This window comes from Corynebacterium freneyi (genome assembly GCF_030408835.1).
GTDB classification, from domain to species: Bacteria; Actinomycetota; Actinomycetes; order Mycobacteriales; family Mycobacteriaceae; genus Corynebacterium; species Corynebacterium freneyi.
Window position 1 is genome coordinate 858,878 of record NZ_CP047357.1, and the last position, 14,460, is coordinate 873,337.

The window sequence follows — 14,460 nt, forward strand, 5'->3', positions numbered from 1 at the left end:
ATCAGCCCTCGACCAGGTCGGCCTCGCCCTCGGAACCGCGCGAGTACACGGCGGCGAGGGTGCGCTCGCGGGCGGCCTCGAGCCCGGAGACGTCGGCATCCTCGCCGAACTCGGCGCGCGTGTTCTCGATGGCCCGCGAAATCGGGGTCACCGTCACCGGGTGGATGCCCGGGGGAGAGATGACCGTCGGGGTGAACGTGACCGTGCCGACCTCCCATGCCGGGCCCTCGGTCGCCGAGTTGGCGCCCTCCTTCGGCACGAAAGTGACGTCGACCATCAGGCCCTCGAACGCCGGGATGTTCGTCGACAGCTGCTGGGCGACCAGATTGCCCAGGCCGTAGATCACCCACTTGCCGTTGACCTTCTCGATCGGCTGCACCGCATGCGCGTGGTGGCCGTAGACGATGTCGACGTCATCGGACTGGGTGAGGAGCTCCGCCAGCTCCTGCTGCTGGGCGTTCGGCTCGGTGACGCCTTCGTCACCGGCGTGCATGGCCACCATGACGATGTCGGCGCCGGCCTCGCGGGCGTCCCCGGCGCGCTTGAGCAAGGTGTCCGGATCCAGGTCCGGGACCAGGTAATCGAACTCGGGGATCAGGCCGTTGAGGCCGTAGGTGCCGGCGACGACGGCGATCTTCACGCCCTCGGCGGTTTCGAACATGCGCGGGGCGTCGAACTCCTCCTGGCTGCGGGCGGACCCGGCGTGCACGATGCCCGCCTCATCCATCACGTTGAGGGTGTGCACGAGCCCCTCGGTGCCGGCGTCGATGGAGTGGTTCGACGCGGTGGTGCACATGTCCCAGCCGGTCTCCTTGACCTGCGCGGCGATCTGCGGCGGAGCCGCGAAGCTCGGGTAGCCGGAGAACGGCCCCTCGTACGGGGCGAACGGCACCTCTTCGTGACAGATGGCCAGGTCGGCGGCCTCGACCTCGGGGCGCACGCCCGCGAAGGTCTGGCTGTAATCGTACGAACCGTCGGGCATCATGCCGGACTCGTAGACGGCCGGGTGCCACAGCAGGTCGCCGGTGAGGTTCACGGTGACTTCGGCGGGCAGCGGCGCGCCGTCGGCGGTGGCGTCGACCCTGGTGTCGGCGTTGGGGTCGGTGTCGCCACCGGTGGAGCAGGCGCTCAGCGCGGCGAGCAGACCGACGGAACCTGCGGCGATGACGGTGCGGGCGCGGCGCCACGCGGAGCGACCGGACACCCGGGTCTTCTGGGAGATGGGGGAGATGAGGGCGGAACGCATTGTTCGATGATCTTATGAAACCTTAAGGGTGCGCAACTTCTGGCGGGATGCCCGGGTACCCCCGAAAGTCCAGCGTATCGGGGGTGCTACCCCGTCGGTGGTCGGTGCTGCGCCTTGCCGAGCCTCCACGGTGCCGCGCGGCGCTACGCCTCCAGCAGTTTGCCGGGGTTCATGATCCCGGCGGGGTCGAGTTCGCGTTTCGCCGCTCGCAACACCGCGATGCCGAGGTCTCCGATCTCGTCGCGCAGATAGGGCGCGTGGTCCACGCCGACCGAATGGTGGTGCGTGATGGTCCCGCCGTTGGCGACGATCGCGCGGCATGCGGCGTCTTTGGCGGCCCGCCACTGCGCGTCGGGGTCGTCGCCCCGGGCGGCGAGGACGGTGAAATACAGCGAGCAGCCGTCGCGGTAGACGTGGGAGACGTGGCACATGGTCAGCGTCATCGTGCCCGTTTCCCGCAGCGCGTCCGCCAGGGCGCGGGTGACGGCCTTCTTCAGGCGGGCGACGTTGGACCAGTCGGTGGCGGTTTCCAGCGTCTCGCACAGGGCGCCGTTGTCCAGCAGCGCATCGCGCAGCACGGGCGTGCCGAAGCGCCCCTGCTCCCACGACCGCACGGGCGCCTCTCCCACGGGGGTGCCGCCGGCGGCGATGAGCAGCGCCCTCGTTTCCGCGTGGCGCGAGGCGGCGTGGTCGGCGGTGCCCTCGAACATCGTCAAGCACAGGCAGCCTTCCGGCGCCTGCGACGCATCGCCGATCGCCTCGTCGGAAGTGAGGTTCAGGCTGGATTCGATTTCGTCGGAAAGCCTGATCACGGTGGGCCCGGCGCCGGCCTGCGTCACCGCGCGCACACCGGCGACGCCGGCGTCGAAGGAGGGGAAGGAAAACGCCTCGTAGCGCTTGACCTCGGGGATCGGGTGGACGCGCAGACGGACGCGGGTGATGACGCCGAAGATTCCCTCCGAGCCGAGGAACAGCTCGCGCAGGTCCGGCCCCGCGGCGGTGGCCGGCGATGCCGCCCCGACCTCGAGGATCCCGGAGGGCGTGACGACGGTGAACGACCGCACCATGTCGTCGAACCGCCCGTAGCCCGCCGACGACTGCCCCGACGACCTCGTCGCCGCGTAACCGCCGATGGTGGCGTAGGGGAAGGACTGCGGGTAGTGGCCGAGCTGCAGGCCGTGGTCGGCCAGGAGAAACTCGGCGGCCGGACCGGTCAATCCCGCACCGAGGGTGGCCAGGCCGGATTCGGCGTCGACGTCGGTGACGTCGTCGAAAAGCACGAGGTCCAGGCTGATCACCGCCCGCATCGTCCCGCGCACGGGGTCGACGCCGCCGACCACGCTGGTGCCACCGCCGAAGGGCACCACCGCGACCTTTTCGCGGCTGCACCAGCGCAGGATGTCCAGCACCTCGTCGTCGGTGGCGGGGGCGACGACGGCATCGGGCACGTCATGGGTTCCGCCGAGGCGCCAGCCGATGAGGTCGGGGTAGGACTTGCCGCGGGCGCGCCGCAGCTTCTGGGTGAAGTCCGTGGTTACCCGGTCTGCGCCGACGATGTCCGCCAGCGCGGCGATGTCATCGGGGGCCAGCCGTGATTCGGTGATGGCGACGTCGCCTTCGGGAATGCGGGGCAGGGGCTTGTCGACGCCGAAGGCCTTGGTGAGCAGCGTGCGCACGCCACGAGACAGCGGCTTGGCCTCGTCCGCGGTGCCCCAGAGGTTGAACTCCATCGGCGGGCGGGGGACTCCGATGCTTTCCCGGCTGCTCATGGCCGGAATGTTACGCACATGCCCCGTGCGCCGGAATGCGGCGGGCGAATCATACGAGACACCGTCGTGACAAACGTTGACAAAATGTCAATGAAATGGCCATTCTGGGGAGGTGACGCGATGGGGCGCGGGCCCCGGCGCAACGAAGGGATCGTGGAGCCGATGGACGCCGTGCACGACGATGGCACCGCCCTCGACGCCGCGCGCCGCGCCGCTTGGCTGGGGGAGCTGAAGGCCGCGGATGGACCCGTCGATCTCATCGTCGTCGGAGGCGGCATCACCGGCGTCGGCGTCGCACTCGACGCGGCGACCCGTGGCCTGGACGTCGTTCTCGTCGAAAAGCACGACCTTGGATTCGGCACGTCGCGCTGGTCCTCCAAACTCGCCCATGGCGGCCTGCGGTACCTGACCAAGATGGAGTTCGGCATCGCCCGTGACTCGGCGGTGGAGCGCGGCCGCCTGATGCGCCACATCGCACCGCACTTGATCCGCGCGCTGCCGCAGGTCACGCCGCTTGCCGACGACACCACCCTCTTGCAGAAGGCGGCCGTGCGGCTCGGCTACGCCGCGGGAGACCTGCTGAGGATGACCGCCCGCACGCCGTCGACGGTGCTGCCGCGCTCGCGCTACCGGGGCCGGGCGGCGACGCTGGAGATGGTGCCCACGGTGCTTCGCGACGGCCTGCGGGGAGCGTGGGTGAACTACGACGGGCAGATCATCGACGACGCCCGCATGGTCACCGCCATCGCCCGGACTGCGGCGGACAACGGCGCCCGCGTGATCACCCGGTGCCGCGCCGTCGACGCCACCGGGAGCGGGGCGATGCTCGTCGACGAATTGGCCGGCGACCGGTTCCGGCTGTCGGCTCGCGCGGTGGTCAACGCCACGGGCGTGTGGGCCGGGAGCCTCGACGACGACATCCGCATCCGGCCCTCGCGCGGCACGCACCTGGTCTTCGATGCGGAGACCTTCGGCAACCCCACCGGATCGCTGACCGTGCCGCTGCCCGGATCGATCAGCCGCTATCTGTTCCTCCTGCCCGCGCAGTTGGGACGCGTGTACCTGGGGCTGACCGATGAGGACACCCCGGGTGAGGTGCCGGACGTCCCGCCGACGCCGGAGTCCGACGTCGAATTCCTGCTGGACAACATCAACCGTGCCCTGGAGACCAAGGTGACGCGGGCCGACGTGCGCGGCGCGTTCACCGGACTGCGGCCGCTGCTGGTGCCCGACGGCGACGACGCCGGATCGACGGCTGACCTGTCGCGCCGGCATGCGACGGTGACGTCCGACGACGGGCTGATCTCCATCGTCGGCGGCAAATTCACCGAATACCGGCTCATGGCCCAGGAGACCGTCGACGTCGTCGTCGCCGACCGGGGGATGCACGCAGGGGAATGTCGGACGATGGAGCTGCCGTTGGTCGGCGCGCCGGGCCATCGCGGCAGTTGGGGCGTGCGCGAGGCGGAGTTGGCCGCGCTGCCGGAATCGCTCGTCGCCCGATACGGTCACGAGGCCCCGAAGGTCGTCGCCGTCGCGACGGTGCCGGACCCGTTGGGGAAGGTCGCCGGTCTCGACGTCACCCGCGCGGAATTCGAATACGCCGTCACCCATGAGGGCGCGATGAACGTCGGCGACATCCTCGACCGCCGCACCCGCATCGGCCTGGTCGCCGCCGACCGCGTCGCCGCGGCGCCGTTCGCCCGTGAAGTCCTCGCGCTGCATGGCATCGCCGTGACGGGGGATGAGTGAGTGATGGCCGGACGGAAACGGGCCGACACCACGACGGGACGCGGTCGACGGGGAAAGATCGCGGCGGCGGTGAACGACCTGCGGAACCGGGCGATAAATTGGCTGCTCGTCGAAAAGCCCGCGGTGGCGGCGCGGATCATCCGCACGCTGATGTCCTCGCGGAAGCAGGAGGTCTCGCGGAAGCATGAGGTCCGGCCCACTCCGGCAAAACGAATGTCGCCCCTGACCCGCGACAACGGTCTGCGCGCCGCGAACATCGCCGCGGGCGTCCCGGGCGCGAAGTAACGCCTCAGTCGGGAAGGGGGGGTAGGGGGAGGTCCGCCTGTCCGGACGCGCCGGAAACGCCGAAATCTCGAACCTGCGACAACGCCGAAACCCGGACGCCGATGAGGCGCCCGGGCTCCTTTCCCGGAATTCGCGGTGTCCCGAAGTATGCGGTGTCCCGGAGTGCGCGGGTGTCCCGCCGTCGTCGTGCGTTACTTGCGGTGCACCGACGCCGGCACCTGCTGAGCGCCGGAGGCGTCGCGGGCGGATCCCGCGGCGTCACCCGCCGGAGTGGACTTCAGCTCGGAGATGATGCTCTCCACCGACGACTTGGCGTCGCCAAGCAGCATGTCCGTGTTGTCGTTGAAGAACAGCGGGTTTTGCACGCCCGCGTAACCGGAGCCCATGGAACGCTTGAACACGATGACCTTCTCGGCCTCCCAGACCTGCAACACCGGCATGCCGGCGATGGGGGAACCGGGCTCCTTGGCGATCGGGTTGACCGTGTCGTTGGCGCCGATGACCAGCACGACGTCGACGTCGCCGAAGTCGTCGTTGACCTCGTCCATCTCCAGGACCAGGTCGTAGGGGACCTTCGCCTCGGCGAGGAGCACGTTCATGTGGCCCGGCAGGCGGCCGGCGACCGGGTGGATGCCGAAGGTGACTTCCTTGCCCGCTTCGCGCAGGGTGCGGGTCAGCTCCGCCACCGGGTACTGCGCCTGGGAGACGGCCATGCCGTAGCCCGGGGTGATCATGACCGTGTTGGCCATCTTCAGCAGCTCCGCGGCCTCGGACACGGACACCTCGGTGTGGGTGCCGGCCTCGCCGCCGCCGGCGACTGCACTGGCGTCGGTGCCGAAGCCGCCCAGCAGGACGTTGAGGAAGGAGCGGTTCATCGCCTGGCACATGATGTAGCTCAGGTACGCGCCCGACGAGCCGACCAGGGCGCCGGTGATGATCAGCAGCGGGTTGGACAGCATCAGGCCGGTGAACGCCGCGGCCCAGCCGGAGTAGGAGTTCATGATCGACACGACGACGGGCATGTCGCCGCCGCCGATGGCGATGACCAGGTGCCAGCCCAGGAACAGGGCCAGGGCGGTCATGACGCCCAGCGCGATCCAGGCGGGGGAGCCCTCGCCGACGATGATGAACGTGACCATCAGTGCCACGGAGATCAGCAGGATCAGGACGTTGAGCACGTTGCGCGCCGGCAGCAGCACCGGAGCGCCCTTGATCTTTTCGGCCAGCTTCAAGCCGGCGACGATGGAACCGGAGAAGGTCACCGCGCCGATGAAGACGCCCAGGTAGACCTCGCCCAAGTGGAACGCCATGGCGTTGCCGGTGAGCTCGTCTTCGGTGATGAAGGAGTTGTAGCCGATGAACACGGCGGCCAGGCCGACGAAGCCGTTGAAGTAGGCGATCAGCTGCGGCAGGCCGGTCATCTCGACGGAACGGGCGCGCCAGGTGCCGAACATGCCGCCCAGCGCCATGGCCAGGCCGATGAGGATGACGATGGTCAGCGGACGCTGGTAGTCGCCCTCGGTGTCGCGGATGGAGGTCGCGACGGCCTGCACGATGGCGAGGATCACGGCGACGGCCATGCCGGTCATGCCCAGCGTGTTGCCGCGGCGGGCGGTCTCCGGCTTGGACAGCGCGGCCAGGGACAGGATGAACAGCAGCGCCGCGGCGATGTAGCCGAGGGTGGACAGACGGTTGGTCCAGTCCAGCAGCGCGTCGGTGCCGCCGGTTGCGGCCGCGTCGGCGGCCACGGTGGTGATGTCGGTGATGGTGGCCATGGTTTTACGCCTCCTCCTTGCGGAACATGCCGAGCATGCGGTCGGTGATGGTGAAGCCGCCGAAGATGTTGATCGACGACAGCATGATGGCCAGGAAGGCCAGGGAACTGACGATGACGTTGCTCGAACCGACCACCAGGATCGCGCCGACGAGCACGATGCCGGAGATGGCGTTGGTCTCGGACATCAGCGGCGTGTGCAGGCGCGGGGTGACCGAGGAGATGACGTAGAAGCCGAGGACGATCGCCAGGGTGAGCACCATGTAGTTGGCGCTGACGCTGGCGGGGCTGGCCAGGATGACCAGGACGCCGAGGGCGACGACCAAGGCGAGGCCGATCTTCGCCCCGGTGCCGCCCATGAAGGCGACCTTCTCGGGGGCTTCGGCGGTGGCCTCGGCGGCGAGCTTCTCCTGCGCGGCGGCTGCCGGGGTGGCGGAGACCTGAACCGGCGGCGGGGGCCACAGGATCGAGGTGTCGGTGGCGGCGCCGGTGGTCCCGGCTTCCACGTTGCCGGTGTCGCCGCCCTTGCTGGCGCAGGTGCCGTTGAGGGTGACGGTGATGCCGCGGACGATCTCGTCGTCGAGGTCGAGGACCGGGGTGCCGTCCTTTTCCGGGGTGATCAGCTTGAACAGGTTGACGATGTTCTGGCCGTAGAGCTGCGACGCCTGGCCGGGCAGGCGGCCGGCGAGGTCGGTGTGGCCGATGATGGTGACGCCGTTGTCGGTGACGGTGACTTCGCCGGGCACGGTGAGCTCGCAGTTGCCGCCGTTGGCCGCGGCCATGTCGACGATGACGCTGCCCGGGCGCATGGCGCGGACGTCGTCGGCGGTGAGCAGCAGCGGGGACTTGCGGCCGGGGATGTTCGCCGTGGTGATGACGATGTCGGCGGCGGCCGACTGCTCGGCGTAGAGCTTCGCGGCGGCGGTGGCCTGGTCGTCGGTCATCTCCTTGGCGTAGCCGTCGGAGGACTTCTCGGAGGCGACGGGAATCGGGATGAACTCCGCGCCCATGGATTCGACCTGCTCGCCGGCTTCGGGGCGCAGGTCGGTGGCCTTGACGATGGCGCCCATGGAGTTGGCGGTGCCGATCGCGGCGAGGCCGCCGACGCCGGCGCCGATGACGTAGACGGTGGCCGGCGGGACCTTGCCCGCGGCGGTGACCTGGCCGGTGAACAGGCGGCCGAAGGCGTTGGCTGCCTCGACGACGGCGCGGTAGCCGGCGATGTTGGCCATCGACGACAGCACGTCCATGGACTGGGCGCGCGACAGGCGCGGCACGGCGTCCATGGCCAGGGCGGTGACGTGCGAGGCGGCGAGCTCTTCGACGAGGTCGGGGTTGCGGCCCGGGGCGAGGCGCGAGATGAGCATCGCGCCGGGCTTCATCAGCGCGCGGTATTCGGCGGGCGGGGTGTCGAGGGTGGTGATGATGTCCGCTCGCCACACGTCCTCGCCGACGAGTCGGGCGCCGGCGGCCTCGTAGAGATCGTCGGGGTAGGCGGCGTCGTCGCCGGCCCCGGCCTGGACGTCGACGTCGTAGCCGAGCTTGATCAGCTTGGCGACCGTGTCCGGCGTCGCCGCGACGAGCGGCTGCCGGGCATCCGGTTCAATGGGGATTCCGATTCGCATTGTGGACTCCTGGATGGCTTGCGGGACATGAATTCGGGCGGTCGGCGGGACACGATGTGGGAAGCGGGGGTGACGCATGCTTCGTTTTGGGTGTAATATCGTGTGTGGCCGGTGGGCATCATGGCGTCCGAGGGCCGTTCCCGCCGCCGTCTGCGGTGTGTGCGTGGGGCGTCGGGGCCGTGCCGGTGCGGGTGGTCCGGGCGCCGATGGCAGATGCTCCGCCTTCTTCGGTCTGTTTATTAAAAGATGAAGACCGTATGTTCCGTGCGGGTTTCGCCGAAAATGGTTCTGGAATCATTCGATTGCTTGGCGACGTCGCCGTGCCCGCGTGCCGCCGTGAGGGGTGGATAACGGCGGTGGGGTGGGGCGATGGGCCGTCCGGCGCGCAGGGGAGGCTGCCGTTCCCGCTTCGTCTCCGGGAGCGGGTGTAGTAGCCGGGGGTGGTGTTCCGGTTGCGCTTCGGCGCGCCATCTACTCCGAGGGGTCAGGTCTCGGCGTCGGCGGATCGAAGTAGTTCGCAGGCTTCATGAAGCTGGTAGCGCTCCTCGAGTGTCGCGAGAAGCGCGTGGAAGGACATCGGGGGATTCCGTCGTCGGTTCAACATTTCGATGAGGGCTGCGCGTGCCACGGAGCAGTCGATTCCGACGGAGTCCGCGATGAACGCGGCCGGTGTGATGACGTCGATATTGGGCGGAAGGAGATCCCCCGGGAAATCCTTGATGTTGTCGGTGACGATCGCGCCGGCGCGTTCCTCAGTCGACGGACCGATTCTCCCGTGCCCGAGCGAGCTTCCGGCGAACGGTGCGGAAATCCTCGGCGGACGGCGCTGGGCCATCGTCGGTGGTGTCGGCGATGAACCTTCGCTGCTTCTCCTGGAGTTCGCGGTGGTACTCCAGGACGTCGCCGAGGAGAAGTCGACGATGGCGGTTGATCTTTTCTGCCGGCAGCTTTCCGGCATCGATGAGCCGGACCACGGTGGGGCGCGACACTCCGAGCAGGTCAGCGGCCTCTTGAGTGGTGATGGTGGTGTTGTTGGGGTGAATGGTCACCGCTTGCCCGCTCATGAGGGCACGTGCCGCTTGCGCGAGGATTTCGTGCAGGTCCCGCGGTAGTGCGACGTGCTCGTTCTTTCCCGGCCCGGAGAGGAAGCACTGGGCATCGGGTTCTCGTGAGTGCTTGCGCTGGAACGCGTCGACGAAGTCGACAACCGGTGCGATGGCTTCATCGTTGGTCGGGAAAAAGGTGTTATTTGCAATGGTCATGGCGAATCCCCTTCCCGGCGTTCGTTTCGTTCGAATTTGGCCCCAGCTTAGCGCAGTCGGGTAGGGGATGAAACACCTTGCAGCTACGTCCCGCAGTACGTGGTGTAGTCGCCGAACTCTGCGGGCGCGGGGCGTTCGTAGCGTTCGTCGTCGGGATTGTCGCTGGTGACGTAGGGGGCGGTGATGCGCGCGAGCAGCGCGTGGAAGGGGCCCATGTCGCGGGGTTGGGTGGCGTCGGCGGCCCCTGCGGCGGCCAGCGCTTCTTCGACCAGGTGGTTGCGGGGGATGTAGATCGGGTTCGACCGTCGCATCGACTCGGCGTCGGGCGAGAGTTCGCGCCATGCGGCGAGCCATTCCCGTGCGCGGTCGTAGTCGGAGAAGTGGGCGAGCAGCGCGTCCTCGACGGTGTCGGGGGAGTCGCCGTCCCGCCCGTCGGCTGCGGCGACGAGCGTCAGCGCGCGGTGGACGAGCGTGTGGTCGGGCGCGTCGTCGCCGAGCATTGCCAGCCATTCCTCGACGACGGCGTCGACGGCAACGGCGTCGGCCCGGTCGGCTCCACCGGCCAGCCCCAATTTCGCCCGCCACGCATCGCGGATGCGGCCGTCCATCAGCCCCCTGAACCCGGCCAGGTGTTCGCGGGCGAGGGCCAGTGCGCGGTCGGGGTCGGCGTCGTAAAGCGGGGCGAGGGTTTCGGTGAACCGCGCCAAATCCCATTCGAGCACGCGGGGTTGGGCCCCGAAGGCGTAGATGCCCTGACCGTCGATGGAGCTGAACACCGCGCGCGGATCGTGGGCGTCGAGGAAGGCGCAGGGCCCGTAGTCGATGGTCTCGCCGGAGATGGTGACGTTGTCGGTGTTCATCACCCCGTGCACGAAGCCGGCGCCCAGCCATGCCGCGACGAGGTCGGCCTGGGCGTCGGCGACGGCATCGAACAAGGCGAGCGGACGGTCGGCCTCCGGCAGATCGAGCAGGTGGGGGTAGTGGCGGACGGCGGCATGGTCGACGAGACGCTTGACGACGTCGTCGCCGCCGTGGGCTCGCGCGAACTGGAAAGAGCCGACCCGCAGGTGGCTCGACGCGACGCGCACCAGCACTGCGCCCGGAAGTACCCGTTCCCGCTGGACGTGGCCACCCGTTGCGATGACCGCCAGCGCCCGGGTCGTGGGAATGCCCAGCGCGTGCATCGCCTCGGCCACAAGGTATTCGCGCAGCATCGGGCCCAACGCCGCCAGGCCGTCGCCGCGCCGGGCGAAGGGCGTCGGGCCGGAGCCCTTCAGGTGAATGTCGCGGAGATTGCCGTTGCGGTCGGTGATCTCGCCAAGCAGCAGTGCGCGGCCGTCGCCGAGGATGGGGACGAAATGACCGAATTGGTGGCCCGAGTACGCCTGCGCGATCGGGCGGTACGGCGCGGAAGGGGAGTAGGGGGCCGAGGCGGGGGAGTTGCCGGCCGTCGAGTTGGGCGTGGTGCCGTCGGCGGTTGCGTCGCCGTCGGTGACGCCGGTGCGGCCCAGCAGGAACTCGACGCCTGCGGGGGTGCGCAGCCATTCCGGGTCGAGGCCCAGTTCGCGGGCCAGGTCATCGTTGAGCACGACGATCTCCGGCGCGGGGGCCTCCTGTGCGGCCCAGGCGATGGCCATTTCCGGCATGGCGTCGGCGAAGTCGGCGGACAGGCGGACGGGCGGGGTGGCGGCGGTCGGCTCGTTCGTCTGTGGCATGGGTCGAGTCTACGGACGACGAGGGGTGATGTGCGGTGCGCGGCGGGCACGTCGACGGGCTTCTCGAACGACCGTTTGAGCAAGGGTAGGAGCGGTCCGGCGCGTCGCATAGTCTCCGGGCGCAACCGCGGAATCGGCCGTGGTGTCGGCGCTGAGCCGGAGAACGAAAGCGAGGGGCCGTCCATGGACCTTCATATGATGCAGCAGGTCAAGCGGCTGTTCGCATGGGCGGATGCCGATGACGACACCCGGAACATGGAGCTGCACCTGCAGGTCGCGTTCGGGGTGGTCGCCGAGCAGGGCGGGGTCGTTGACGCAGGATTCCCCGACGGTCGGTTACTTCGTCGGCTGCGGGCCGCATGTCGACCGGGCGCGCCTTTCGGAAGCGGAGACGCTGGTGGCGGCGCGTGTCGGGCTTGTCGACGATTTCGCCGAGGACGGTGAGATCGCCCGGTCGTATGTCGAAGAAATGTGGGGCGACACCGCCAATGTGCTCGCGACCATGGAGGGAGTTCCCGACCTGCCGATGGTCGATGGGGTGTCGGAGACGAGGTTCGATGAATTCCTGGCCGAGCTCAAGGGCGCCGAAGAGCGGCTGCGGGACTATGTTGCATTGGCCGTCGACGAGGGGGAATCGGACGAGGTGGGCAGCCGGGAGTACGTGGATTTCCGCAACCGCGAAAACGGGGCCGGGGCTACGTGAGCATCGCCAGCAAGAACACGGAGTCCTCGTCCGCGTCGACCCGGTGCGGGACCATGGCCGGCAGGTGGGCGACGAATCCCGGTGTCAGGATTTCGGAGCGGTCGCCGACGGTGAAGCGCACCTGGCCCTCGAGGCATTGCACCATGATCGGGTGTGCGGCACGATGATCGGGCAAGGTCTGGCCGGAACGGAAACGCATGGCGATGATGTTTACCCCTTCGGCCGTCTGTAGCCGTTTCACCGACGGGCCGTCGCCGTCCTTGGCGGGCGGGGCGGCGGCGACGACGTCATGAAAGCTCAGAGCCTCCGGATCGGCGGTCAATTCAGCTTGCTGGTCGTCGTCGAGGAACTCGATCTTGGGCCGGTGCCGGGCGCCGGACGATGCTTCGCTCCCGGGTGCGGGAGCGTTGGAATCGGCGGCCGTCGCATCGGCGGCGTCGGCGGTGTCGCGCAAGCGGGCCACGATGCCGATCGAGGCGAGGACATCGTCGTTCTCGACGAAAACGCTGCGCATGCCGAGAACACGCTTACGCGCTGCAGGATGCTTGATCAGGTTGCCTGCGATGCGGGCAACTCCGAAGATCCCTTCGTCTTTGAGCATCTGGGAGGGTTTGAGCAGTCCCATCTCCGCAGTGCGGATGCGCTCGACCTCGAATCCGTGTTCTTCGAGGAGGTTTCGCCACTCCGCGACGGTGAGTGGTCGGGCGTTGACCCGGATGGCCTTGGACATCGCGATGCGGATCTCATCCTTCGTCGCCGCGTCCAGGTCGTCGGGGGTCAACGCCAGTTCGTGGATCGCGTAGCGACCGCCGGGAACGAGAATCCGACGAACCTCGTCGAGAATCGCCGCCTTGCCCTTGTCGCCCTGCATGGTGAGCATCGCCTCGCCCACGACGGCGTCCGCCGAGTTATCCTCGAGCCCCGTTTCCTGGGCTTTGCCTTCGATGACCCGGCCCCTGTCGCCAACGACCTTGCCGGTCGTCTTTGCGGCGTCGGGGTCTTCGTCGATGCCGACGTAATCCCCCGGTGCGCGATTCAGGATTTCCGTCGCCGTAATCCCCAGTCCCGGTGCGAGTTCCACGACGCGGGCGTCGGTGAGGCGAGCCCGGTCGAGAATCCACTCCGTCATCTTTCGGCCGCCGGGCCGAAGGACCTTTTTGCCAAGTCGGGCCAGCAACCAGTGGCCCTGGAGCTGGTCGAAATCTCTGTCGCGTGCAGTCATGGTGGGTCTCCCTCGTCGTGTGGCCGGGCCTGCGGTGTCGGCGGCAGCATCGACCCGTTATGTCGAATGGAAAATACCGCTTTAAGTAATTAGCCTAGGCTAGCCTGGCTGGATTGTCGAGGGGGTTGTCCGCACACGCCGAACCGGGCCGCCGCAAAGCAAGTTTGCGACGACCCGGCCGGTCCGAAAAAGGACGCGCTACCTGCCCTGCGGCGTGTGGTCGACGCTTTCATCCGGTGTCATTTTGTGGCGCCGGTGGTGCGGATGCTCAGCGGTGCAAGGCCCGGCGTGCCCGACACGACCGGAACGAGCGTGCCCTCGGCGAGGGCATCGTTGAGGTCGACCTCGTCGTGGGAGGGGGCGGCGCCGAGGTCGTCCGGCGGCAACCATGCTTGAATGGTCCGCAACTTTTTGCCGTCGAGGTAACCGGAGGCGTTGAGTTCGGAGTGGCGGATCCCGAGGCCGGCGCTGGTCCGCTGTGCCATGCCGGGGGAGAGGGGCGACTCGGTGCCGGCGGCGCGGATTATGCGGATCTCCGCCGGCACGCTGAACTCCTTGTCATTCGGATTCATTCGAAGAGCTCGCCGGACAACGACTGCCCAGCGTCGCCCCGTGTGGTCATGGCCGGCCATTACGGCGCAGGAGGTGCCGTGAACCGGGTGTTGACCTCGTCGACGATGTCGGCGAACTCCTCGGCGTAGGCCAGGTGCTTGCGCAGCTTGCGCAGGCGTTCGGCGGTTTCGACGCGAACGGAATCGACGACGGCGGCGGCCTCGGCATCGGCGGGATCGTCGTGAAGCGCATCCACCGCACGGGCGAACTCGCGCATCCGCTCCAACGGGAAACCGAGCGGCTTCATGCGGCGGATCGTCAACAAACGCTCCACGTCGGCCTCCGTGTACAGGCGGAAGCCGCCCGGCGAATAAGCCGACGGGCTGGCCAGGCCCATCTCGTCGTAGTGGCGGAGACTGCGGATGGACAGGGAGGTGCGCTCGGCGACCTCGCCGATCTTCATCAGCGGTGTGCCGTCGCCGACATCGCGCATCGTTCCTCCTTCATCCGACTTCATCCGACGTCGCCCACGATGCTACCCAGCGGCCCGGGTTG

Annotated in this window: 13 protein-coding genes; 3 read left to right on the forward strand and 10 right to left on the reverse strand. The window is 68.5% G+C overall.

What is annotated here, in order from left to right; all coding sequences use genetic code 11:
- Position 1: 1 nt before the first annotated feature.
- Positions 2–1,246 carry a CapA family protein gene (locus tag CFREN_RS03855; protein ID WP_209653737.1) on the reverse strand — a complete coding sequence of 415 codons (1,245 nt, stop codon included), beginning with the start codon at positions 1,244–1,246 and terminating at the stop codon, positions 2–4.
- A gap of 143 nt (positions 1,247–1,389) precedes the next feature.
- Positions 1,390–3,015: an FAD-binding oxidoreductase gene (locus tag CFREN_RS03860; RefSeq protein ID WP_244979553.1), complete on the reverse strand. Its 1,626-nt coding sequence runs from the start codon at positions 3,013–3,015 to the stop codon at positions 1,390–1,392.
- A gap of 162 nt (positions 3,016–3,177) precedes the next feature.
- On the opposite strand from CFREN_RS03860, the gene CFREN_RS03865 reads away from it, so the two are divergent.
- Both CFREN_RS03865 and CFREN_RS03870 read left to right on the forward strand, forming a co-directional pair.
- Positions 3,178–4,767 (forward strand): glycerol-3-phosphate dehydrogenase/oxidase, encoded by a 1,590-nt coding sequence (locus CFREN_RS03865; RefSeq protein WP_209654749.1) that lies wholly within the window; start codon positions 3,178–3,180, stop codon positions 4,765–4,767.
- A 69-nt stretch (positions 4,768–4,836) separates the two neighbouring features.
- The gene (locus CFREN_RS03870) at positions 4,837–5,052 is read left to right on the forward strand and encodes a hypothetical protein (RefSeq protein ID WP_290252526.1); all 216 of its coding nucleotides are present in this window, start codon (positions 4,837–4,839) and stop codon (positions 5,050–5,052) included.
- A gap of 191 nt (positions 5,053–5,243) precedes the next feature.
- Here the strand turns inward: CFREN_RS03870 and CFREN_RS03875 are convergent, their stop codons facing one another.
- The 5 genes from CFREN_RS03875 to CFREN_RS03890 form a co-directional block, all read right to left on the reverse strand.
- Positions 5,244–6,827 carry an NAD(P)(+) transhydrogenase (Re/Si-specific) subunit beta gene (locus CFREN_RS03875; RefSeq protein WP_083291356.1) on the reverse strand — a complete coding sequence of 528 codons (1,584 nt, stop codon included), beginning with the start codon at positions 6,825–6,827 and terminating at the stop codon, positions 5,244–5,246.
- Between the two features lie 4 nt (positions 6,828–6,831).
- A complete protein-coding gene (locus tag CFREN_RS03880) occupies positions 6,832–8,451 on the reverse strand; it encodes a Re/Si-specific NAD(P)(+) transhydrogenase subunit alpha (protein ID WP_209653733.1) in 1,620 nt (539 codons plus the stop codon).
- A gap of 484 nt (positions 8,452–8,935) precedes the next feature.
- Positions 8,936–9,286, reverse strand: a complete 351-nt coding sequence (locus tag CFREN_RS12875; RefSeq protein WP_224372224.1) for a VapC50 family PIN domain-containing toxin — start codon at positions 9,284–9,286, stop codon at positions 8,936–8,938.
- The gene (locus CFREN_RS03885) at positions 9,204–9,713 is read right to left on the reverse strand and encodes a helix-turn-helix domain-containing protein (RefSeq protein ID WP_209653731.1); all 510 of its coding nucleotides are present in this window, start codon (positions 9,711–9,713) and stop codon (positions 9,204–9,206) included. Before CFREN_RS03885 ends, CFREN_RS12875 begins: the two co-directional genes overlap by 83 nt.
- A gap of 83 nt (positions 9,714–9,796) precedes the next feature.
- Complete coding sequence (locus CFREN_RS03890; RefSeq protein WP_239252275.1) at positions 9,797–11,359, reverse strand: protein adenylyltransferase SelO; 1,563 nt, start codon at positions 11,357–11,359, stop codon at positions 9,797–9,799.
- A gap of 379 nt (positions 11,360–11,738) precedes the next feature.
- On the opposite strand from CFREN_RS03890, the gene CFREN_RS03895 reads away from it, so the two are divergent.
- Positions 11,739–12,131: a hypothetical protein gene (locus CFREN_RS03895; RefSeq protein WP_070521104.1), complete on the forward strand. Its 393-nt coding sequence runs from the start codon at positions 11,739–11,741 to the stop codon at positions 12,129–12,131.
- Here CFREN_RS03895 and CFREN_RS03900 read toward each other — a convergent pair.
- From CFREN_RS03900 to CFREN_RS03910, 3 genes are all read right to left on the reverse strand, one after another.
- Positions 12,124–13,353 (reverse strand): methyltransferase domain-containing protein, encoded by a 1,230-nt coding sequence (locus tag CFREN_RS03900; RefSeq protein WP_209653727.1) that lies wholly within the window; start codon positions 13,351–13,353, stop codon positions 12,124–12,126. The two genes, CFREN_RS03895 and CFREN_RS03900, sit on opposite strands and share 8 nt — an antisense overlap.
- A 239-nt stretch (positions 13,354–13,592) precedes the next feature.
- The gene (locus CFREN_RS03905; protein WP_070521100.1) at positions 13,593–13,925 is read right to left on the reverse strand and encodes a cupin domain-containing protein; all 333 of its coding nucleotides are present in this window, start codon (positions 13,923–13,925) and stop codon (positions 13,593–13,595) included.
- Positions 13,926–13,984: 59 nt separating this feature from the next.
- Positions 13,985–14,398 (reverse strand): MerR family transcriptional regulator, encoded by a 414-nt coding sequence (locus CFREN_RS03910; protein WP_239252271.1) that lies wholly within the window; start codon positions 14,396–14,398, stop codon positions 13,985–13,987.
- Positions 14,399–14,460 lie beyond the last annotated feature (62 nt).

Bases quoted from the DNA above. Each gene is read 5' to 3' on its own strand.
- CFREN_RS03885 (WP_209653731.1), bottom strand. From the start codon at position 9,713: ATGACCATTGCAAATAACACCTTTTTCCCGACCAACGATGAAGCCATC.
- CFREN_RS03865 (WP_209654749.1), top strand. From the start codon at position 3,178: ATGGACGCCGTGCACGACGATGGCACCGCCCTCGACGCCGCGCGCCGC.
- CFREN_RS03875 (WP_083291356.1), bottom strand. From the start codon at position 6,827: ATGGCCACCATCACCGACATCACCACCGTGGCCGCCGACGCGGCCGCA.
- CFREN_RS03890 (WP_239252275.1), bottom strand. From the start codon at position 11,359: ATGCCGGAAATGGCCATCGCCTGGGCCGCACAGGAGGCCCCCGCGCCG.
- CFREN_RS12875 (WP_224372224.1), bottom strand. From the start codon at position 9,286: ATGGCCCAGCGCCGTCCGCCGAGGATTTCCGCACCGTTCGCCGGAAGC.
- CFREN_RS03860 (WP_244979553.1), bottom strand. From the start codon at position 3,015: ATGAGCAGCCGGGAAAGCATCGGAGTCCCCCGCCCGCCGATGGAGTTC.
- CFREN_RS03855 (WP_209653737.1), bottom strand. From the start codon at position 1,246: ATGCGTTCCGCCCTCATCTCCCCCATCTCCCAGAAGACCCGGGTGTCC.
- CFREN_RS03905 (WP_070521100.1), bottom strand. From the start codon at position 13,925: ATGAATCCGAATGACAAGGAGTTCAGCGTGCCGGCGGAGATCCGCATA.
- CFREN_RS03880 (WP_209653733.1), bottom strand. From the start codon at position 8,451: ATGCGAATCGGAATCCCCATTGAACCGGATGCCCGGCAGCCGCTCGTC.
- CFREN_RS03900 (WP_209653727.1), bottom strand. From the start codon at position 13,353: ATGACTGCACGCGACAGAGATTTCGACCAGCTCCAGGGCCACTGGTTG.
- CFREN_RS03910 (WP_239252271.1), bottom strand. From the start codon at position 14,398: ATGCGCGATGTCGGCGACGGCACACCGCTGATGAAGATCGGCGAGGTC.